General features: G+C 54.1%; 20 protein-coding genes. 9 read left to right on the top strand and 11 right to left on the bottom strand.

Annotation, left to right across the window (positions count from 1 at the left end):
• The first annotated feature begins 2 nt into the window (after positions 1 to 2).
• The 6 genes from PZBJ_RS05010 (at position 3) to PZBJ_RS04985 (ending at position 5,676) form a co-directional block, all read left to right on the top strand.
• Positions 3 to 425, top strand: a complete 423-nt coding sequence (locus tag PZBJ_RS05010; RefSeq protein WP_101761480.1) for a cupin domain-containing protein — start codon at positions 3 to 5, stop codon at positions 423 to 425.
• A gap of 1 nt (position 426) precedes the next feature.
• Positions 427 to 1,200: a cysteine hydrolase family protein gene (locus tag PZBJ_RS05005; protein ID WP_101761479.1), complete on the top strand. Its 774-nt coding sequence runs from the start codon at positions 427 to 429 to the stop codon at positions 1,198 to 1,200.
• Complete coding sequence (locus PZBJ_RS05000) at positions 1,197 to 2,570, top strand: amidohydrolase family protein (RefSeq protein WP_101761478.1); 1,374 nt, start codon at positions 1,197 to 1,199, stop codon at positions 2,568 to 2,570. The genes PZBJ_RS05005 and PZBJ_RS05000 overlap by 4 nt, the downstream gene beginning before the upstream one ends.
• A 165-nt stretch (positions 2,571 to 2,735) precedes the next feature.
• Positions 2,736 to 3,185 (top strand): helix-turn-helix domain-containing protein, encoded by a 450-nt coding sequence (locus tag PZBJ_RS04995; RefSeq protein WP_101761477.1) that lies wholly within the window; start codon positions 2,736 to 2,738, stop codon positions 3,183 to 3,185.
• Positions 3,186 to 3,194: 9 nt separating this feature from the next.
• Positions 3,195 to 4,475 (top strand): type II toxin-antitoxin system HipA family toxin, encoded by a 1,281-nt coding sequence (locus tag PZBJ_RS04990; protein ID WP_101761476.1) that lies wholly within the window; start codon positions 3,195 to 3,197, stop codon positions 4,473 to 4,475.
• 97 nt (positions 4,476 to 4,572) lie between these two features.
• The gene (locus tag PZBJ_RS04985; protein ID WP_101761475.1) at positions 4,573 to 5,676 is read left to right on the top strand and encodes an NADH:flavin oxidoreductase/NADH oxidase; all 1,104 of its coding nucleotides are present in this window, start codon (positions 4,573 to 4,575) and stop codon (positions 5,674 to 5,676) included.
• Between the two features lie 72 nt (positions 5,677 to 5,748).
• Here the strand turns inward: PZBJ_RS04985 and PZBJ_RS04980 are convergent, their stop codons facing one another.
• The 7 genes from PZBJ_RS04980 to PZBJ_RS04950 all read right to left on the bottom strand — a co-directional run bounded on the left by PZBJ_RS04980 (position 5,749) and on the right by PZBJ_RS04950 (position 13,323).
• Positions 5,749 to 7,401 (bottom strand): GMC family oxidoreductase, encoded by a 1,653-nt coding sequence (locus PZBJ_RS04980; protein WP_101761474.1) that lies wholly within the window; start codon positions 7,399 to 7,401, stop codon positions 5,749 to 5,751.
• Positions 7,398 to 7,916: a sugar dehydrogenase complex small subunit gene (locus tag PZBJ_RS04975; RefSeq protein WP_101761473.1), complete on the bottom strand. Its 519-nt coding sequence runs from the start codon at positions 7,914 to 7,916 to the stop codon at positions 7,398 to 7,400. The genes PZBJ_RS04980 and PZBJ_RS04975 overlap by 4 nt, the downstream gene beginning before the upstream one ends.
• Positions 7,906 to 9,315 carry a c-type cytochrome gene (locus PZBJ_RS04970; RefSeq protein ID WP_101761472.1) on the bottom strand — a complete coding sequence of 470 codons (1,410 nt, stop codon included), beginning with the start codon at positions 9,313 to 9,315 and terminating at the stop codon, positions 7,906 to 7,908. Before PZBJ_RS04970 ends, PZBJ_RS04975 begins: the two co-directional genes overlap by 11 nt.
• 115 nt (positions 9,316 to 9,430) lie before the next feature.
• Entirely contained in the window at positions 9,431 to 10,138 is a 708-nt protein-coding gene (locus tag PZBJ_RS04965; RefSeq protein ID WP_101761471.1) for a hypothetical protein, read from the bottom strand.
• Positions 10,139 to 10,180: 42 nt separating this feature from the next.
• Positions 10,181 to 11,329, bottom strand: a complete 1,149-nt coding sequence (locus PZBJ_RS04960; protein ID WP_101761470.1) for a lactonase family protein — start codon at positions 11,327 to 11,329, stop codon at positions 10,181 to 10,183.
• Between the two features lie 34 nt (positions 11,330 to 11,363).
• A complete protein-coding gene (otnC, locus tag PZBJ_RS04955; protein WP_101761469.1) occupies positions 11,364 to 12,002 on the bottom strand; it encodes a 3-oxo-tetronate 4-phosphate decarboxylase in 639 nt (212 codons plus the stop codon).
• A gap of 13 nt (positions 12,003 to 12,015) precedes the next feature.
• Positions 12,016 to 13,323 (bottom strand): MFS transporter, encoded by a 1,308-nt coding sequence (locus tag PZBJ_RS04950; RefSeq protein ID WP_061719470.1) that lies wholly within the window; start codon positions 13,321 to 13,323, stop codon positions 12,016 to 12,018.
• A gap of 263 nt (positions 13,324 to 13,586) precedes the next feature.
• Here PZBJ_RS04950 and PZBJ_RS04945 point away from each other — a divergent pair, with 263 nt between their 5' ends.
• Positions 13,587 to 14,621: a LacI family DNA-binding transcriptional regulator gene (locus PZBJ_RS04945; protein WP_101761468.1), complete on the top strand. Its 1,035-nt coding sequence runs from the start codon at positions 13,587 to 13,589 to the stop codon at positions 14,619 to 14,621.
• On the opposite strand, the gene PZBJ_RS04940 is transcribed toward PZBJ_RS04945, so the two are convergent.
• Complete coding sequence (locus PZBJ_RS04940; protein WP_101761467.1) at positions 14,618 to 15,307, bottom strand: molybdate ABC transporter substrate-binding protein; 690 nt, start codon at positions 15,305 to 15,307, stop codon at positions 14,618 to 14,620. The two genes, PZBJ_RS04945 and PZBJ_RS04940, sit on opposite strands and share 4 nt — an antisense overlap.
• A 2-nt stretch (positions 15,308 to 15,309) precedes the next feature.
• The gene (locus PZBJ_RS04935; RefSeq protein WP_101761466.1) at positions 15,310 to 16,557 is read right to left on the bottom strand and encodes an alpha-hydroxy acid oxidase; all 1,248 of its coding nucleotides are present in this window, start codon (positions 16,555 to 16,557) and stop codon (positions 15,310 to 15,312) included.
• A gap of 204 nt (positions 16,558 to 16,761) precedes the next feature.
• Here PZBJ_RS04935 and PZBJ_RS04930 point away from each other — a divergent pair, with 204 nt between their 5' ends.
• Together PZBJ_RS04930 and otnK are read left to right on the top strand one after the other, a co-directional pair.
• Positions 16,762 to 17,427: an aspartate/glutamate racemase family protein gene (locus tag PZBJ_RS04930; protein WP_101761778.1), complete on the top strand. Its 666-nt coding sequence runs from the start codon at positions 16,762 to 16,764 to the stop codon at positions 17,425 to 17,427.
• Positions 17,421 to 18,701, top strand: coding sequence for a 3-oxo-tetronate kinase (otnK, locus tag PZBJ_RS04925; protein WP_101761465.1), 1,281 nt, complete (start codon positions 17,421 to 17,423; stop codon positions 18,699 to 18,701). Before PZBJ_RS04930 ends, otnK begins: the two co-directional genes overlap by 7 nt.
• A 40-nt stretch (positions 18,702 to 18,741) precedes the next feature.
• Here the strand turns inward: otnK and PZBJ_RS04920 are convergent, their stop codons facing one another.
• Both PZBJ_RS04920 and iolG read right to left on the bottom strand, forming a co-directional pair.
• The gene (locus tag PZBJ_RS04920) at positions 18,742 to 19,962 is read right to left on the bottom strand and encodes an aromatic amino acid transporter (RefSeq protein ID WP_101761464.1); all 1,221 of its coding nucleotides are present in this window, start codon (positions 19,960 to 19,962) and stop codon (positions 18,742 to 18,744) included.
• A gap of 127 nt (positions 19,963 to 20,089) precedes the next feature.
• A complete protein-coding gene (iolG, locus tag PZBJ_RS04915; RefSeq protein ID WP_101761463.1) occupies positions 20,090 to 21,100 on the bottom strand; it encodes a bifunctional inositol 2-dehydrogenase/D-chiro-inositol 1-dehydrogenase in 1,011 nt (336 codons plus the stop codon).
• Between the last annotated feature and the right edge of the window lie 7 nt (positions 21,101 to 21,107).

The following is a 21,107-nucleotide window of genomic DNA, read 5'->3' as shown; positions in this document are numbered from 1 at the left end:
TTATGAAATCGTTTCGTTTCAACAATCTTGCGGATGTTAAGGCGTTCCGTATCAGTGCGGACAGCAGCAACTATTTCGCCATCTTGTTCGACAAGCCGTCAGACGGCATTGAGAACATCTTTGTGGTAGAGATCTTCAACGTCGGCGGCGCGACGCCACCGAATGAACACGCCACCGCGCACGAGTTCTTCTATGTGCTGCACGGCGAAGGCGTGGCGCGCTGTAACGATGATGAACTTGAGATAAGGAAAGGCGATTCCCTGCTGCTGCATCCGGGCAACGATCACGCCATTCGTAATACCGGCAACAGCAAACTCTATACGCTGACGGTGATGACGCCGAATGAAGGCTTCTCCGAACTGATTCGTAGAGGTGACCCTGTCACGCTCGATGCTGAAGATATCCGCGTGTTAACGGGAGCCTGATATGCCGGAGAACGTTTTAGGCAGCAGTCGACACAATCAATGGCGCGTTTCAGCGCACGTGGTTGATACGCGGCGTCCAGCGCAGGTGTCGCGCAGCGTGCAGCTTACATCGCGTGAACGTTCAGTGATTTTTGATCTGCAGCGCACGGCGATCCTGGTGATTGATATGCAGAACGACTTTTGTCATGCCGAAGGCTGGCTCGGGCATATCGGCGTCGATGTCACGCCCGCGCGCGCGCCAATTGCGCCGCTGCAAGCCTTGCTGCCGACGCTGCGCGCTGCACAGGTGCCGGTGATTTGGCTCAATTGGGGCAATCGCGCTGATAAACTCAATCTCAGCCCTGCGCTGCTGCACGTCTATAACCCGAATGGTGATGGCGTGGGATTAGGCGATCCGCTGCCGGTTTCCGGCGCGCCAGTGTTGCAGGCCGGCAGTTGGGCGGCGGAAGTAGTGGACGAACTGACGCCGGATGCCAATGACATTCGCGTCAACAAATACCGCATGTCCGGATTTCAGGACAGCGAACTCGACAGCATTCTACGCAATCTCAACGTCACCACGCTGCTGTTTGCCGGTGTTAATGTCGATCAGTGCGTGCTTTGCACCTTACAGGATGCCAACTTTCGCGGTTACGACTGCCTGCTGCTGGAAGATTGCAGCGCCACCACCTCGCCGGCTTATTGCCGCGATGCCACGCTGTATAACGTGCAGCAATGCTTTGGTTTTGTGGTCAATGCCGCTGAATTACAGCAGCAACTGGAGAACGCCTCATGAGTTATCTGCTGGCTGACGGCTGGATTATCACCATGAATCCGCAACGCGAGATTCTGGAACAGGCCAGTTTGCTGATTGAAGATAAAACCATTCGCGCCATCGGCACGCGCGACGCTTTGCAGCAGCGCTATCCTGAAGCCGAAATTATCGACTGCCGCGAACGCATTATTATGCCGGGCATGGTGAACACGCATACGCATCTGTTTCAGACGCTGCTGAAAGGTCTCGGCGATGACATGGTGCTGAAAAAGTGGTTCACCTGCATGACCGGACCCAGCGCCGTGGCGTTGACCGAAGAGGATGTTTACGCCGCCGCGCTGCACGGCTGCATGGAATCACTGCGTTCGGGCGTCACGTCGCTGGTCGATTTTATGTACGCGCATCCGCGTCCAGGATTAACCGCCAAAGTGATCGAGGCCTTTGAAGTCAGCGGCATTCGCGGTCATGTGTGTCGCGGTTTTCTCACCAGCGGCGCTGAGCATGGCATTCCTGCCGAACTGATCGAAACGCCTGAACAGGCGCTGGCCGATGCGCGCGCGGTGATCGATCGTTATCACCAGGTCGATGGCCGGGTAAAAGTCGGTCTGGCACCGAGCATGATTTGGGCGCTGGATGAGAAAGTGCTGCGCGGCACGCGCCAGCTGGCGGATGAAACCGGCGTGCTGATCACTACGCATGTGGCGGAAACCGATTTTGAGATCGAGCAGACAAAGCTGCGTTTTCAGGCCAGCGATACCGAATTCCTCAGCGATATCGGTTTCCTCGGCCCGGACGTGCTGGCGGTGCATTGCGTGCAGTGCAATTCGCGCGACATCCGCGCACTCAAACATCATGACACGCGCGTGTCGCACAATCCCTGCAGCAATCTCTACCTCGCTTCCGGCGTGCCGCCGATTCCGGAGATGCTGGCTGCCGGCTTAACCGTTGGTTTGGGGTCAGACGGCCCGGCCAGCAGCAACAATCACAATCTTTTTCAGGCGATGAAAGTGGCGGCGCTGCTGCAAAGAGGCGTGCACCGCGATCCCACCATTATGACGGCGGAAAAAGTGCTGGAGATGGCCACCATCGACGGTGCGCGGGCAATTGGACTTGAACATCTGGTGGGTTCGCTGGAAGTCGGCAAACGCGCCGATGTGGTGATCGTTGATACTTCGCATCCTGCGATGACGCCAATCCATCATCCGGTTTCATCGTTGGTCTACTCGGCGCTCGGCCACGAGGTCAGCGATGTGTTTGTTGATGGCGCTTATCTGCTGCGAGCCGGGGAGTTTACCCAGCTCAATCAAAAAGAGGTGATGGCGCGTTCGCAACGTGCAGCGCATTCACTGGCGGTGCGCACCGGCAATGATAAAGCGCGCGGCTGGCGATAGGCGGCGTTTTAAATTAAAGTGCTAATATTTTATCTTTTAGGTTCATTTAATGCTAATTTATTAACACTTTTTCGTTTTTTATTTAATCATTAAAAATGGAAGACAGATCGAAAAAGTGCTAATATTTTATCCATTAACCCCATTTAAAGATAAAATAGTGACACAATGGCACAGCGAACTTCTCTGCTTCTTCCTCAAACGAGCGAAATGCTTGCCGCTTTTGGAGAGCGATTAAAACTCGCTCGTAAAAGAAGAAAACTTACGGCTAAACAGGTGGCGGAACGCGCGGGAATGACCCCGATGACGTTGCGTTCGCTTGAAGCGGGTAGCGCGGGTGTGACTATCGGAGCCTATCTGGCTGTGATGCAGGTGTTAGGACTCGAACAGGATCTCAATCTGCTGGCTGCTGAGGATACTTTGGGTCGCCAACTACAGGATGCACGTCTTACCTCAACGACTAAATTATTTGCTGCTAAATCAGCGTATAAGGTTGATGAGGGTGAGAACAGCACGCAGGTAGCTGAGGCGAATGAGCGCGGAGTTGAGCAAAAAAACGCTCAGACAGTCACCTCTGCCGGCCTCGCCTCACTGCTAATTTCAGGGAAGAAAAAATAGGACCCGACAATGACCATGATTAGCGTCTACGCCGACTGGAACGGACTCAAGCAACCAAAACGTCTCGGTTATCTGCATATTCGCCGCAGCCGGGCGCGTGAATCTTTTGAATTTCAGTATGATCCGCAAGCGCTTAGCGATCCCGATTTGATGTTGATCCAGTTAGATCCCGGCATCCACTTATTCGAAGGGCCACAATATCCTGCCCACAATCGTGCTGGATTTGGAGTGTTTGGCGATTCCAGCCCCGACAGATGGGGACGCTTATTGATGGAGCGTCGTCTGGAACGCGATATCCGTGGCGGATTATTGCCTTCCGGCACGCGCATGTTTGAATCCGATTTTTTACTGGGGGTTCATGACCTGTATCGCGTGGGTGCTTTGCGTTACCGGCTGGAGGATCAGGGGGAATTTCTTGATAACAGATTGGAAATTGCGGCTCCCCCATTTACTGAAATCGCAGCACTTGAACGTGCAAGCCGCGCGCTGGAAAGCGATCCGGATAACCGTGCTGTTCAGGGACATGAATGGCTCAGGATGTTGATCGCTCCAGGCGGTTCTCTGGGTGGCGCACGGCCCAAAGCCAGTGTGGTTGATGAGGAAGGTCAGCTATTTATCGCCAAGTTCCCCAGCATCCGCGATGAATATGATGTGGGTGGATGGGAAATGGTCGTCAATGCTCTCGCCACGGCTTGTGAACTTGACGTTGCCGCTGCGATGGCGAAAAAATTTGCCAGCGATTATCACTGTTTCATGGTGCGCCGTTTCGATCGCACGCCCGAAGGAAAGCGTCTGCACTTTGCCTCCGCGATGACCATGACTGGCCATATTGATGGCGAAGATGCGTCTACCGGAGTGAGTTATCTCGAACTGGCAGAAGTATTGATTCGTCATGGCTCCCAAACCAATGCTGATTTACGCGAGCTGTGGTCGCGGATAGTCTTTAATATGCTGGTTTCTAACAGCGATGATCATCTGCGTAATCATGGATTTATTCTGGTTCCAGACAAGGGCTGGCGGTTATCTGCCGCCTTCGATCTCAATCCAGTGCCCTATGCTGATGGCCTAAAATTAAATGTGACGGCAGCTGATAATGCGCTTGATCTCGATTTGGCGCGGGAAGTTGCGCCCTATTTCCGGCTGAAGGCACGTGAAGCCGAAACTATCATTGAAAAATTCAGCAGCATTGTTGCGCAATGGCGCATAGTCGCCAGACATTTGGGGTTATCACAACGTGAGCAGGAAAAAATGTCTGATGCGTTTCGACTTGCGGCGGCACATTCCGCTTAACTTACTTTTTGCTACAACATTCAAACTCATAGCCCTCTGCAAAATGCGCTTTTCGCCCTAAGCTTAAAGCCATTCAGCCACTGAAGATGAGGTTTCAATGAGTTTACTGTTTAGTACGACGCAACTGGGTAAGTTAACGCTCGATAATCGCATCGTCATCGCGCCGATGTGCCAATACTCTGCGGAGGATGGCAAAGCCAGCGCCTGGCACCGCATTCATCTCGGGCAACTGGCACTTTCCGGCGCCGGTTTGCTGATCATTGAGGCGACAGCAGTGGAAGCCGCCGGACGTATTTCTCCGGGCGATTTAGGCTTGTGGGATGATGCAACGGAAGCGGCTTTAGCCAGCGTTCTGCAAGATATCCGTCACTATTCTGACACTCCCATTGGTATTCAACTCGGTCACGCCGGACGCAAAGCGTCCTGCGCCGCGCCGTGGCTGGGCGGCAATCAGCTGTCGCTGGAGCAAGGTGGCTGGCAAACCGTTGCACCATCCGCGCAAGCCTTTAATCCTGAAGATCGCGCACCGGTTGCGCTAAGTAAACAGGATCTTGAGCGCCTGAAACTGGCCTTCGTTGACAGCGCGCAGCGTGCGGCGAAACTCGGTATCCAGTTGATTGAACTGCATGCTGCGCACGGCTATTTGCTGCATCAGTTCCTGTCGCCACTGAGTAACCAGCGTGAGGATGAGTACGGCGGCTCGCTGGAGAATCGTCTGCGTTTCCCTCTGGAAGTGTTCCATGCGGTGCGCAGCGCCGTGCCAGATTCAGTGGCGGTAGGTGTGCGCCTCTCTGCAACGGATTGGGTTGACGGTGGCTGGGATGTTGAGCAGTCGATTGTCTTCAGCCAGCAACTCGAAGCGGCGGGCAGCGATTATGTGCACGTCTCCAGTGGCGGCTTGTCACCGCAGCAGAAAATCACGGTCGGTCCCGGTTATCAATTGCCTTTTGCACGCGACATCCGCAAACAGGTAAAGATTCCGGTGATTGGCGTAGGCTTGATTACGGAACCAAAGCAGGCAGAACAAGCATTGCAGGTAGGTGACGCAGATTTGATCGCGCTGGCGCGCGCAGTACTTTACGACCCGCGCTGGCCGTGGCATGCCGCCGCTGAATTGGGCGCGCAGGCCAAAGCGCCACCGCAGTATCTGCGCTCCGAGCCGCACGGCCTGAAAGGCACGCTAATTTCGAATAAAAAGTGATTATTTGAGCCGGTGCGCATCAATGCGCACCGCTCCAACGTAGGGTCTCCATTTATGGCGACCGATTCCCACCTAACCTGCTACTTCCGACTTCATGGTCTGCAACATATGCTCAGCCAAACGCAAGCTCAACGCCGCGCCGGTCAAGGTTGGGTTCATGCATGACGCCGACGGCATCACACTGGTTCCGGCAATCCACATATTGGGATGATCGTGCGTGCGGCAATCGCGATCTACCACTGAATTGTGGGGATCATCGCCCATAATGGTGGTGCCCATGATGTGCTGGCGATCCTGAAACTTAGTATCGATCGATAATATTTCCGCATTCAGCAGCTCTGCAAACCTGTGAAAATCTTTGATGCCCGCTTCTTTCCCGGCATGCCAGTAATCCGTCACGCTGTAATAAATCTCCGGCAACGGAATACCAATCGCATCTTTTTTCGTCTTGCTCGGCGTAACGCGGTTTTCCGCCAGCGGCAAGGTTTCAAAATCAATAGCGAAGTTCAGCGAGCGCGCCGACTGGCGGCGGATTTCAGCATCCAGTTTGGAGCCCAGCACGCCTTTCTCAATGAGCGATGCAGCATAATCTGCAGTTGGCACCGTGTTACGCACTTTGATCTTGTAGCTGGGGAAATCCTTGCGGAAGGCGCCATCGCGGTTGTTCAGATACACCAGTAATTCAGTCGGCCCCTGACCTGGCCACACATCTTCCGACATCATCACGTTCATACTAATGCCGGTGTGGCCCATCAAATTGCGCCCCACCTGATCGGAAGAGTTTGCGATGCCGTTGGGATATTTCTCCGACGTCGACATCAACAGTAGCTTGGGCGATTCGATACCGTAGGCCGCCAGCACAAAGTAGTCGGCGGTTAAATGGTGCTCGGAACCATCCGGCTTTTTATACCAAATGCCGGTGATTTTGCCGTCATCCGCCGCTTCAATACGGTAGACCACCGCGTTATCCAGCAGCCTCGCTCCCAAACGTTCCGCTTCATCAATATGCATCGAGCCATCATATTTGGCGGCGATGGGGCAAACCGGATTGCAGTTATTGTTGCCGCCACACATCGGGCGCTTACCCCACGGCTTAGTCGCGCGACCGTTCGGTTCCAGTACCGGGTTATAACCGCCTTTACCCAACATCTCGGTTAGGCGATCAAACAGATAACTGGTTGGTAAACCCGGCATCGGGAATGGCGTAGATCGCGGTGGCCAGGCTTTGCCGCCCTGCCCACTTTCATCTTGTCCATCGACGCCTGAAACGCCCAGCTCATGCTCGGCTTTGCCATACCACGACTCCAGCTCGTCGTAACCAAAAGGCCAGTCGCGGCCACGACCGTAAAGGGTGTTAAGTTTGAAATCGTTGGGGATCATGCGCCACAACGCGGAGCCAAAGTGCCAGGTCGTGCCACCGACAACGCGCAGGTATTTGGTGGGATATTTAACCGGCCCAACCTGCTGCAAATAGTCACCGTAGGTGGACGGAATATGCGGCGGATTGGGGTAAGGCGAACCCACGCCCTGTAATTTGATGTTGGTTAACGACATCTTGAATGGGGAATTACGGAAACGTTCGACGATTTCCTGACGAGAGACTCGCGGGCCCGCCTCGAGGATGATCACCGATTTACCCGCTTTCGCCATCTGGCAGGCGATCAACCCGCCCATCACGCCCGAGCCAATGATGATCACATCGGCATCGACTTTTTGTGCACTCATGCGCCTTCTCCTGTGGTTGCCACTTTGCCATCTTGCGTTACTGCCCAGTAGAACGGCCCGCCGCCATAGGTTGGGACCACCAGAATATCTTTGGTGGGCAGGTACATCATCGCATCGGCATACGCGATCAACTCCAGATCGCTGCCGTCACCGACCACGCCGGTGTACCACGCAGAAATGATGCGTTTTGCCGTTTGCCAATCAGAATTATCGGCCCCAAATGCGGCAAGAAATTCGTCGACATGAGCAAAATTATGCTGCTGCAACAATGCCTGCAGGCTGCTAAGCCGGTGTGTGAAGTCGGCATTATGGCGATTTAAGGCATCGAAATAGCGCTGCCCCAAAATCGGGCCGACCGGGAGACTCACCAGGAACTGCGAAACGGTCAGAAAACCATTTTTAGCCAGCTGATCGGCAGCCAGAGCGCGCGCCGGGAACAGGGAATTACACATCGCGCCGAGTGACAAAATACCCATGCCTTGCAGCAAACGACGTCGGGAAAGGTTATGCGCCATGCTTTTTCCCCTTACGCGAAATTGAAACCAGCAGCACCAGTAAAATAATGACAACTACCGCGCCACCGCCCCACACAGTAGGCTGCGCCAGGCGTGCAATCAGCGGGCGCTGGCCGCCTTCACGCACGGTTTTCACCTGTTCAGGCGTTACGTTCAGCTGAGAATTACCAAAGTTTTTCAGCACGTAGTTACTGACGTCGGCAATTTGCCGATCGCTCAGTCGATCGGTAAATAATCCATCCGGGCCGAAAGCGGGCATTACCACATCTTTGCCATCAATCTGGCGATGTACGCCGTAGACAATGGTGGCAATCAGGTTATCGGCCTGCGGTGCGCCAGTGGCGGTGTTATGAAACAGCGAAGGATAGAAGTGATTGCCCGCACCATCCGCCTGATGGCAGTTAGCGCAAGAGCTGGCGTAAACCTGCCAGCCCGCATCAGGATTTTTAACCGCGCGCAGCGCCGCTTCATCTGTTGCAGGTTTGCCAAGCGCGTCGCGTGGCGAATGGGTGGCCTGAGTCACTGCGGGGATCTGCCGCAGATAAGCCACTATCGCCTTGATATCGTCATCAGATAGATGCTGTAAGCTGTGCTCGACAGCTTCCGCCATCGGACCTGCTGCCTGCGCTTTGCCTGCAACATGGCCCGTTTTGAGATATTGCGCGATCTGCGCATTGCTCCAGTTGCCAATGCCGGCTTGTTGATCGGGAGTGATATTCGGCGCATACCAACTGCCCAGGCTGCCACCGCTGAGGGCCTGAGCATTGTTTTGCCCCATCAGCGCGTTACGTGGCGTATGGCAGGTATCGCAGTGCGCCAATGCATTGACCAGATAATCACCGCGATTAACCACATCAGATTTATCTTTTGCCGGAATAAACGGCTTATTATCGGCAAACAGCATATTCCAGAAGAACATACTTGAACGAATATTAAACGGGAAAGGCAAATCCGTTGCTGGCGGTACATTATCGTCTGCTTTTACACCGTGCATAAAATAAACATACAGCGCATGCATATCGGCATCAGAAATTTTCGCATATGAGGTGTAAGGCATCGCCGGATAAAGATGTTGCCCCTGTTTATTAATGCCACTTCGCACGGCTTTAACAAAATCTTGTTCGCTATAATCGCCAATGCCGGCGGTTTTTGATGGCGTGATATTACTGGCAACAATATTCCCCAACGGCGAGGAGATAATATAGCCACCCGACATTTCCTTGCCCTGATTCGGTGCGGTGTGGCAAGCTCCACAGTCCGCAGCAATAGCCAGATACTTGCCTTTCGCAATAAGAGCTGCAGACTCAGCTGCATCTTCAGCGTGAGCTGAAAATGTGGCAGACATCAGAATGCTCAACGCGAAAGGCAGACAACACTGTCTCACCTTTCTTGCTTTCATTGTAATTACTTCCGGTAAATAATTATTAGTATGGTAAAAACAATAATGCACTTCTGTGGCAACCCACAGAAGTGCACATTATCAGACAACGTCAATTCACAAAATACAAACAGTGCTATAACAATTCATAATCATTGAAGATAATATTCTCGCCACTTGCGGCCGTTATATCGACTTTACCTGGCTCGGTTAAAAAGGCATCGCCGGGATGTACCCAAACTTCTTTTACCCGATTGGTATGAGTTTGATCGGCAATCAGTACCCGCCCTTCGGTGAAGAACACGCGCACGCCAGGCCCGTGTTGCGTATATTCGCCGGTACTGGCGCCAGGCTTAAGCGTGACCTTCCAGCCTCTCACGGTTTTCTTATCCAGCACCTGACTAAATGCGGCATTGGCAGGCCGGGAAGCCTTACCGAAATGTTGCGGGCCTGGGATGTTAATTTCGAACGCCACCTGATGATTGACGTTATTTCCGGTATTGGTGACCTTATCCGTATCCGATTTTCCTTGATGCTCACCGAATTTAACATTGCCACTTTTCATTTCTGTTATGTTAACCGGCTTGTCGGGATATTCTATTTTGACCGGGCTACCCTCAATGTGGGTATTAACATAATCCAGATGCTGCTCATGAAATAGCGTCGATTGTCCAGGTTGAATTAATACGCGCATCACTGTGACATATTTATTTTCCAGAATGACGTGGTGCAGTGGTTCCAGATCGGTGGCAACCCCTTTTTCAGCCGCCAGTGTCGGTAATCCAACGCTTAACAGCGTTGAGCAAAATAATGTGCTGAATAATGTTTTGCGAATAGTCGACATAAACAATCCTTTTCTTACGAATGAATTAAGTAGAGCAGAAATTTACTCAACGATAGTGACCCAATTAGCGCCCTTGCCGGTGGGGACGCGCTCAATTAATGTCAGTTTGCCAGTGGTTTGATCTATGGAATAGAGCGAGATTTGTGTCGACTTCTGACCCGATTCAATTAAATAGCGCCCGGAATTATCAATAGCAAATCCACGCGGCTGAGTTTCTGTTGGCGTGCTATTAATCAACGTCAATCGACCATCGATCGGTGATACATGAAACGCAGTAATATGACTGCTGGTGCGTTCGGTGGAATAAAGGAAACGTCCATTCGGCGTGATATGAATATCGGCTTGCCATAAACGCGGTTTGGCGGATTTTGGCAAATCATCATCGCCGGTCAGTGGTCGCGCTTCGCCACGCTGCATGTTGGCGGCAATGGCTGGATCGAGTGACGGTGTCGCTTCATGTTCCGTCAGGGTGCCATCTTTATTCAGCGTCAGGCGCGAGATGTTGCCGGCCATTTCGGTCAGCAAATAGAGATTCTGCTCACCCTTTTGGTCCCGCTGCGGTGCAAAGGTGAAATGACGCGGTCCGGTTGCCGACTCGCGTTGGATATTCACAAACGCTGGCGTGTTCGCCGTAACGGTTCCGCTGTGGCTATCGAAACGGTATTGCAGCAGTTGATCGGCACCCAGCAGCGGTACATAGAGAAACTGGTTGCTGGGATCGGTCTGAATGGAATGTGCACGTTTTCCGGTATGCACCACCTGCACCGGCGCACTCTCAACTTTACCATCCGCGGCAATGCGATTGATGCTAAACAGATCGCCGCCGTAAGAAGATGAAAGCAGGAATTTCCCGCTCTTATCCAGCGCGACATACGCCATCGCCTCTGGCAGCGGCGTATCCGCAAAATGCTGCAGTGAGCCGTCAGGTTGAATATGCCAGGCCGAAACATGGTAAGGCTTACTGCGAACGGAGACATAAAGTGTCTTGTTATCCTGCGATACCATCATCGGCATACTTTTCAGGCCGCTGGGGTATTCACCAATCGGTTTCAGCTGGCGCTGCGCCTTTTGCAGTTCGTAGGCCGTCACCGTGCCGCTGTCGCCGTTGGATACGTAGACAAAGGATTTCTCCTGCGCCAATACCGTTGATGCAAAAAGCATCATGCCTGCGGCTATTACCGTCTTTTTCATCTTAGATCTCGTTTTTGTAGGGACAATGCGGGTATTACCAGCGCGTATTAAAGTGTTCGCACAGCTCCAATACGGCTTGTTCTGGCAGCGCGGCGGGCTTATCCACGCAGTTCAGCCAAAGGCGCGCGGTTTCTTCCAGCTCTTCAAGGGCAAAGCTTACCGCTGAAACGGATTTGCCCCACATCACCGGGCCAAGTCTCTCCAGCATCACGCCTCGCACGTCATTGGCCAGTTCAGCCACCTGCGCAGCCACATCGGCATGGCCTGGGCGGCGATAGTCGATTAACGGAATCCGACCGACTTTCATCACCTGATACGGCGTCAGCGGCGGTAAAATGCTGTCGCGCTGCCACACACCCGCTAACGTCAGTTGCACCAGATGCGTCGAATGGGTGTGCACCACGCCGTGCGCCTCCGGGTTGCGATCATAAATCTGGCGATGTAACAGCAGAGTCTTCGATGGCTTGTCGCCCGAAACCCATTCACCGGCGCGATTAACCTTGGCAATCCGGCCGGGCTCCAGATGTCCCAAACAAGCATCGGTTGGCGTAATCAGCCAGCCATCTTCCAGCCGAGCGCTGATGTTTCCCGCGGTGCCGGTGGTATAGCCGCGGTTAAACAGATCGGCTCCTACCTGGCAAATCTCTTCTCGCAAGACCTGTTCGTTTTGCATGTGGTTTCTCCTGTTATTGATTGGCGGTGGCAATGACGTTGGCATCAGATTTGGGGCTGATCGGTAAGGGCTCCAATTTGCCGAGCACAAACATAAAGGTCAGCGCACCCAGCACACAGATGCCGCCCGCGACCAGCAACGGCACCACAAATGAACCGTGGCTGAGGCTCAGCATTAAGCCGGTGAAGGAAGCCGTAACAATCCCGGCCAGGTTACCGGCAAAGTTCTGAATGCCGCCCAGCGTGGCCACATAATTACTGGCGGGCGCAACGTCGGCTGGCAGCGTCCAAATGTTGGCGGCGGTAAAAGCTAAACCGGCGTAAGTGATGGAAAACAGCGTCAGGATCACCGTAATGCTGTCGGTGAATGCGGCGAAAGCAATCACGCTGGAAAGCAACATGCCGCTGATAAGACAAGTTTTACGCGCCGCCGTCAGGCTAAATCCTTTGCGATACAGGGTATCCGACACAATCCCGCCAAGCAGACTTCCCGGAATCCCCATCAGCGCAGGGATCGCACCCAGCGTTCCCAATTCTTTCAGCGAGAAGCCATGTGCCACAGTCAGATAGGTTGGGAACCAGGTCACAAAGAAATAGGTAGCGAAGTTCATGCAGAAGAAACCAATCATCATTCCCCATACGTTGCGATGGCGGAACAGTGACCACAGTTCAACTTTGGCGTCGGCCTGCGTGGTGGGCAAAGCACGATCTTCCAGCAGATTTTGCCGCTCAGTTTCATCAAGGCCTTTCATCTCTTCAGGCTCACGATAGAAGACTAACCAGATCACCACCCAAATCAGTCCTAATGCGCCAGTCACGATGAAGGACGTTTCCCAATCCCACACGCTGATCAGCCAGGCAACCAGCGGCAGCGCCAGCGCACTGCCAGCACGCGGACCGGCATCAAAGATCCCGCTGGCCGTTGCACGCTGTTTTTTCGGGAACCAGCTGTAAACCACTTTGACACAGCCCGGATTTCCCCCTGCTTCGCCCAGGCCTAATGCTAAGCGCGCCGCAAAAAGAGAAGTGAATCCTTTACCAAACGAGGTAAACACCGTAAACAACGACCACCAGCCGACGGCGATGGCCAGTCCGGCACGCGCACCGAGACGATCGAGTAGACGTCCGGCCGGAATTTGCATCAGCGCATAGGTCCAGAAGAAGGCGCCCAGAATCAGTCCCATGCTGGTGTCATCGAGGCCTAAATCTGCTTTGATGTGCGGTGCGGCGATCGCGAGGTTGATACGATCGATGTAATTGATTGCGATGGCGAAAAAGCAGAACACGATCATCAGCCAGCGAATTCGTGGATATCTGCGCATGGTGAATTCCTTTATGATTTATATAGGGTTAACGAGGTTCTGCGGCCGTAGAGCGGCTGCAGCCCGCGTTGGGGTTAAATTTGGGGGTGACAGTTCGCGAACCTGTTAAAAAAACGTGAGCAGGCACACCCAAACTGATAACATGATGTCAAAAGTAAGCGATTACAAAATTCAGTCAAGCCAAAAGTAAGCGCTTTCAAAATTGATTGTGAGTTGTCTGCAATTTTTGTGGGCAAGCTCACTCTTTCTGCAGGAGTGACTTGATGAGTGAGAAGCAAAATGGATCTGGCCGCGTTTCACTGGATGATGTTGCGCGTCTCTCTGGCGTTTCAACGGCGACGGTTTCACGCGTATTGAACGGCAGCACCACGGTCAAAGCATCACGCCGTGAAGCGGTGGAAAAGGCCTGCGAAGAGTTGGGATATGTGATTAATCGCGCCGCGCGCACCCTTGCCTCGCGACGCAGCATGACAATTGGCGCGGTGGTCCCCACGCTGGCGACAGAAACCTTTTCGCGTCCGCTGGCGGCGTTTCAGCAACTGATTCATGAAGCCGGCTACACGCTGCTATTGGCCAACTCCAACTTTGATCCGGAAACCGAGCTGAAAGAAGTCAATAAGCTGATTGAGTACGGTATCGATGGTTTGATGCTGGTGGGCAATACCCATCATCCAAAACTGTGGGAGCGCATCATTCAGCAGGATATCGCCTGCGTGCAGACCTTTTCGCAAGACAGAGAAAGACCTTGTGTCGGTTATGACAGCGAGGGTGCGGCTGAAACCCTGGCGCAGCATTTGCTGGGATTAGGGCATCAGCGCTTTGCGGTGATTGTCGGCACGCCGCCTTCGAACGATCGTATTTCAGAACGTCTGAACGGTACGCGCCGCGCCCTGCAGCAGTATGGATTGACGCTGCCGGATACGCATTTAATTGATAACGCCTTCACCATGAATGATGCGCGCAGAGCGGTGTTTCGTTTACTCGATGCGCCGCAGCCGCCCACCGCCATCATCTGCGGGAACGATCTGCTGGCGTTTGGTGCCATGCGCGCGGCGAGCGAGCGTTATCTGCGCATTCCGAATGATATCTCCATCGTGGGCTTCAACGACTATGAATACGCCGAGCATCTTGAGCATCCGCTGACCACCATGCGCGTGGATTTAGCCTCGATTGGTGAACACGCGGCGCACTATTTATTGAACACGCTGAATAACTTACCTGCGCAAACGCAGACGCAGATAAGTACCGAGTTGATTGTCCGGGGCAGCAGCGGCTCGGTGCCCCGTCAGGAACGCTAATCGCGCCTGTCCATGCCAAAACGGTTGAACACGTCCGTGACTGACGGCGTTTTCAGCCAGCCCAGAAATGCCTGCGCCCGTTCCGGTTGTTGGGCGTGGCTTAACACCGCAGCCGAGAGCGAAATCGCCTGCTGCGTACCCGCTGGCAGCGGTCCAACAACATCAATGCCCTCCACCATCAGCAATTCGCTGATCTGCTGTACTGCCAGGTCAGCGTTGCCCTGCACCAGTTGCTCGGCGGTGAAACCAGCAGGAATCACCGTGCCACGCGCGCGCAGTTCCGTATCAATGTTGAGTTGTTTCAACAATTGCGAGAACCAGACACCGCTGGCTCCGGCTTCTGACCAGGCCACCGAACGCGCAGCCAACAAAGTCTGAATCAACGTTTCGCGATTGCTGATATCAGGCTGTGCAGCGCCCGCCCGCACCGCAATTCCGATGGGAGAATCGACCAGTTCGATGCGCGTGCCCGCTTCCGCCAAACCCGATTGTGTCAGGCGGTCTAGCGTCTCAACCGTAGCGATCACCACATCCGCTTCGGCGCCGGCGTTGAGCTCTTTTTCGATGATGGTGCTGGGATGCCAGCGTATCGCCAGCGGTATATCGGGATGTTGCGACTGCCATTGCGCAACCAGCGTGTTAAACGGCGCGCTCAGTGCGAGCGCACTATAAATCGTTAACGCCATGATTAATCCTCGCGTGCGAAAAAGGGTGCGCGACGCAGCAGCGCAGCATTAAGTTGCTCAGGCCGTGTCACGCCAATCAGCGCTAAATCGCGATCGATTTCATCCCGCAGGATATGCATGGCATGTTCAACGCCCGCCTGAGCGCCAATCACCGCGCCATACAGGAATGGACGACCAAGAAACACGAAGTCCGCGCCCAGCGCCATCGCTTTCATCACATCGGTGCCGCGACGGATGCCGCTATCAATAATTACCTTCATATTGCCCTTCGCCGCCGCGATTTCAGCGAGCGTATGCAGCGGTGGCACCGTGTGGTCCAGCTGACGGCCGCCGTGGTTGGAGAGAATCACCGCATCGGCGCCAAGATCACGCGCGATGAAGGCATCATCCGGCGACATCAGCCCTTTAATTACCAGATTGCCTTTCCATTTTTTACGGATCGCTTCAACGTGCTTCCAGCTCAGTTTGTCGCGTGCATTGGTGTTACGCACTTTGCTCGACATCATCGGCGGGCCGCGTTCAGCATCGGTATTTTCGAAGTGCGGCGCACCATGACGCAGGAAGGTTTGCGCCACCGTGCCCAGCAGCCAGCGCGGACTCATGGCGCTTTGCCACATCACTTTCGGCGTGATTTTTATCGGCATGCTGAAGCCGCTGCGGGTGTTGTGTTCCCGATTACCCAGCATCGGCGTATCACCGGTCACCACCAGCGTTTTATAGCCTGCGTGTTCAACGCGATCGACTAATCGATCGATGCGCGGTTGATCGCCCGCCAGATAGGCCTGAAACCAGGCGTCCGGATTAGCGGCGATCACCTCTTCCAGCGGAATCAGCGATGAGGCGCTCAGGATCATCGGCACATTCATGGCCCGTGCGGCTTTCGCCAGCATTAAGTCCGCGCGATAGCTGACAAACGACGCCCCACCAAGCGGAGCCACACCGAAGGGATGCGCCCAATCATGGCCCAACAAATTCACCCGCTGATCCCGGCCCGAAACATCGCGGAACATACGCGGTACAAAGACATATTGCTGATAAGCCTCATGCGCGGCAGCAAGTCCTCTGCCGGTTTCCACACCGCCTTTTACATATTGATAAATCATATTCGGTAACCGCTTACGCGCATGGCGTTCAAAATCTTCCAGCGCCAGCAAATCACGAAAATGGCGTGGCACCGTATTCGCAGGGCGCACCTGCGCTTCGGGTTTCACGTTAACGTTAATTGCGGTGGTTTCTCCACGAATGGTCATAGTGCGTTCTCAGGGTTAGCTAAAGTAAGCGATTTCAAAATAGGCATTCAGACGAATGCATTCATTTCTATCCTGACAGATACGCAGTTTTTTTGTGTGACGAGCATCACCTTATGAAGACAAATGTAAGCCCTTACATTTTCATTTTGCCTCAGGTATGGTGTGCTGTAATTCACTTGTGTATCGCTGGTGTCGGAGAAAATGATGAGCCAACGCATAGTTTTACTGCATGCCACGCCGGTGGCGATGCCCCCTATTCAGGAAGCCTTTAACGATCTTTGGCCAGAGGCTGAAGTGGTGAATTTGCTGGATGATGGTTTGACGCTGGATCGCGCTAAAGAGGAACAGCTTTCGCGCCAGTTGATTGATCGCTTTGTTGCTTTTGGCCGCTACGGTTATGCGATGAATGCGCAAGGTATTCTGGTGACCTGCTCAGCTTTTGGCCCGGCGATTGATGAACTCTCTGCGGCTTTGCCGGTGCCGGTGCTGAAACCGAATGAAGCGATGTTCGAGGCTGCACTGCAGCAAGGCGAACGTATCGGCATGCTGGCGACCTTTGGCCCGTCATTAGTGACGATGTGCGATGAGTTTTATCACTATGCCGAACAAATTGGCTCATCCGCGACGCTGGAAAGCGTGCTGGTTCCGGATGCCATTGACCTGCTGCGTAAAGGCGATGTCGCCAGCCACAATCGTCTGGTCGCAGAGTTCGCGCCGCAGTTGAGTCACTTCGATGTAATTATGCTGGCTCACTTCTCCACCTCGCGCGCCGCCGACGCCGTGCGTGAGAAAGTCTCGATTCCGGTGTTAACGGCACCGCATGCTGCGGTGAAAAAAATGCAGTTAGCGATTGGAGGCTCATCATGCTGATTGGGGTCATCGCCGATGATTTTACCGGTGCCAGCGATATCGCCGTCACGCTGTCGAAAGGATTGGAGGGCGAAGGCGGATTGCGCACGACGCAATATCTTGGCGTACCGCAACAGCCTGCCGAGGAACAGGTGGAAGCAGGCGTCATTGCTTTGAAATCACGCTCTTTGCCAGCACAGGAAGCCGTTCAACAATCTCTGGCTGCTTGTGAATGGCTGTTGCAGCAAGGCTGTGCGCAGATCGTGTTTAAATATTGCTCGACCTTCGACTCGACCGATGCTGGCAACATTGGTCCGGTACTAGACGCGCTGGCTCAGCGATTAGCGGCGCGCAATGTGATTGTCTGCCCGGCGTTTCCCGCGATGGGCCGTACGCTTTATCAGGGCAATTTGTTTGTGCATGACCGTCCACTGAATGAATCAGGCATGGAGCATCATCCTCTGACGCCAATGAAGGATGCGGACATCCGCCGTTTGCTGTCGCGCCAGGCGAAAACGCGCGTCAGCCACATTGGCTGGCAGCAAGTGGTGCAAGGCAGTGAAACACTGCGCGAGATACTGCAAGACCAAACAGATGAGGAAACGCAATTGGTGGTGGTGGATGCCCTCAGCGATCACGATTTAACGCTGATCGGCATCGCTGCTGCGGATGAGAAGCTGATCAGTGGTGGATCGGGCATCGCGCTTGCCCTGCCGCACAATTTTATCAGCGCCCGTAAAGCGCAAGGTAACAACAGTGAGTTTCCTGCCATTAAAGGTTCCAGCGCCATTTTAGTTGGCAGTTGTTCAGGTGCGACGCGCGGACAAATAGAGGAACACCAAAAACAGCATGCGGTGCTGGCCATTGAGATTGAGGATGTGATGGCGGAACGTATTGATGCTGACGATCTCGTGGATTTCATCCTCACCCATCAGGACCGTTGCCCGCTGATCTATTCCTCAGGCGATCCGGCAGTAGTGAAGCAAGCGCAGCAGCAGTTTGGCCAACACAACATCTCGCAGCGACTTGATCGCTTATTTGGCGATACGGCACGCAAGTTGGTGCTTGAAGCGGGCATTCAGCGTTTAGTGGTTGGCGGCGGAGAAACTTCGGGCGCGGTGGTCAGCGCGTTAAATTTGGGTTCGCTGCAGGTTGGAAGTGAAATCGATCCTGGCGTGCCCGCCCTGTTTGCTCAGGGCGAGCGGCCGCTGGCGCTGGCGCTTAAATCGGGGAATTTTGGTCGGCGCGACTTCTTCTCGCATGCCCTTAACGTATTAGCCGGTTCTACGCATTAAATTGAAGACAACGTCGCGCTGACGTTGTCTTCTTCTCACTCTAACGGCCACCAAATTCCGGTAACACCCCAAACCAGCTCAACAGCCAGGCCAATATATTCATCGCGCCAAACACCAACAGTAAAACCACCGCCAGCGAACAGCGTTGCTGAGATTTCCATGCCAGCAGCGCGGGGATGATGACCGCCCACAAGGTGGCAAACAGTCCGGCAAAACCAATCGCGGCGACAAAGCCATTTGGCCACCAAATCGAGGCGAGTAACGGCGGCAGGAAAGTCAGGCTGGCGGTTTTCAGACGTGCGACGGGTAAATTCGCGAATCCCAGACGATCGGCGATGAAATCAAACAGACCGGCGGTGACGCCGAGGAATGAGGCAATCACGGCGAAATGCGAGAAGATCGACATCATCAGCGCCAGCGCATTGACGTGCAGATGCGCACGCAGCGCCGCCATCAGCGCAGCGATATCGCCGCCCTGCTTCACAATCTCAGGAAACGCGTCGCGCGGTAGATTTCCCATGGTGCTGGTCAGCCAAAACAGATACAACGCCAGCGACAGCAGCGTTCCCAACACCAAAGCGCGCGTGATGTTTTGCTTATTACCGCCGTAATAACTCACCAGACCGGTGATGTTGCCGTGGTAACCAAACGAAGCGAGACAAAACGGCAGCACGCCGAGTGCATAAGGCCAGTAACGTTCACCGGCTGCGGGTCCGCTCATTAACGACGGCACGTTCACCTGCGTCAGAAGGCCACCAAACAGCACGATCAACAGCAGAATTTTCGCCAGCACGCAGAAGGTCATCAAACGGCTGACGCCCGTCGTACCGAGCCAAACGACGACGGCGACGCACAGCGTCAGCAACACCTTGGCTTCTGCAGTTGAGATGGGTAATCCCAACTGACTGATTGAGTGCTGATAGACCGGGCCGCTGGCTGAAATGTAGGCGTATGTCAGGATGCCAAGGACGAATAAGATGCTGAGGCCGTTCAGCGCCGCCCAGCCGCGTCCAAGCAAATCTTTGGTTAAAGTGTCGTAACCCGCGCCCGGCGGATACGTAAGGCTGACGCGCATAAACAACAAGCCGGACAGCAACATGCCGCCCCAGCTGATCAGCAGTAACATCATCGCCCAGCCAAACCACGCGCCCGCCATCACCACCGGCAGCGTAAACATCCCTGCGCCCACCACGGTGCCGCAAATAATCATCGCGCCCCACCATACGGAAGGCTGGCGGCGGGACAATGTCATCTCCGTCATCACTTATTCCCTACAAAACATCTTAAAGGCGGCGATGATACACGGGAAAACGCTGAGAAGAGAGTGTGATACGCGATAATACGCGCGCCAGTTAAACCTGACGCGCGTTTAAGGAAGGGAAAACAACTTAGTTATAAAACGCCGGTTTCACTGGCATAGTGACCGGTACGATGTCTCCGGATTTTTGCGCCGCAACACAGGCATCGGCAGCAACCGCCGCAGCGAAGCCATCCCAGGCAGACGGGCCGGTCATCTCACCCGACAACACGTTATTGATGAAGTCCTGCAACTCCACGTCATAGGCATCGATGAAACGCTTTTTCCAGTCGGTAAGAATGCGGGTGGAGAGTTTGGCCGCGCTGCGCGTCTGTACCGACATCGGTTCAGGCAGGCGCGCAATACCGCTTTCGCCGACCACTTCACACTGAATATCGTAGCCGTATGTGCAGTTAACGAAGATTTCGACGTCGATGCGTACGCCTTTGGCGGTTTCCAGCAGCACGATTTGCGGATCTTTTAGATGCGAGGCGGCTTTACTGGTTGAGCGCGGGTAGATCACCTGTGCACTGACGTAATCATCTTTCAGCAACCAGCGCAGCACATCGAGCTCATGAATCAGCGTATCGGTGATCGCCATATCAGTAGTGTAGGAATCGCCGACTTCGGGATTGCGATGCGCGCAGTGCAGCATCAGCGGTTCGCCGATGTCACCGTTATTAATCACCGCCTTCAGCGCGCGGTAGCCCGCGTCGTAAGGACGCATAAAGCCGACCTGCACTAGCTTCTTACCGGCGGCGATTTCCGCTTCCACGATGTTCATACAACCCTGCGCGGTGACCGCCAGCGGCTTTTCGCAGAACACCGCCTTGCCGGCTTTGATCGCTGCCAGCACAAACTCTTCATGGGTTGGGCCCCACGAGGTGACCAGAATCGCCTGCACCTCTGGCGCGTTAATCAGATCATGTGCGTTGTCGTAAATCTCCGCCTGAATGCCGAGATCGTGGATGATCTGCTCGCAGTTGCTGCGATTGATGTCATTCAGCGCCACTACACGCGAATGTTGCAGTACCTGGCTACAACGACGAATGTGTTCGCGACCGATCGCGCCCGTGCCAATTACACCGATATTGAGCGTCATGGAAGTG

It is taken from the genome of Pantoea endophytica (assembly GCF_002858935.1).
GTDB lineage: Bacteria > Pseudomonadota > Gammaproteobacteria > Enterobacterales > Enterobacteriaceae > Pantoea > Pantoea leporis.
The sequence above is the reverse complement of the archived record's forward strand: the minus strand, read 5'-3'. Positions and strand labels throughout refer to the sequence as shown.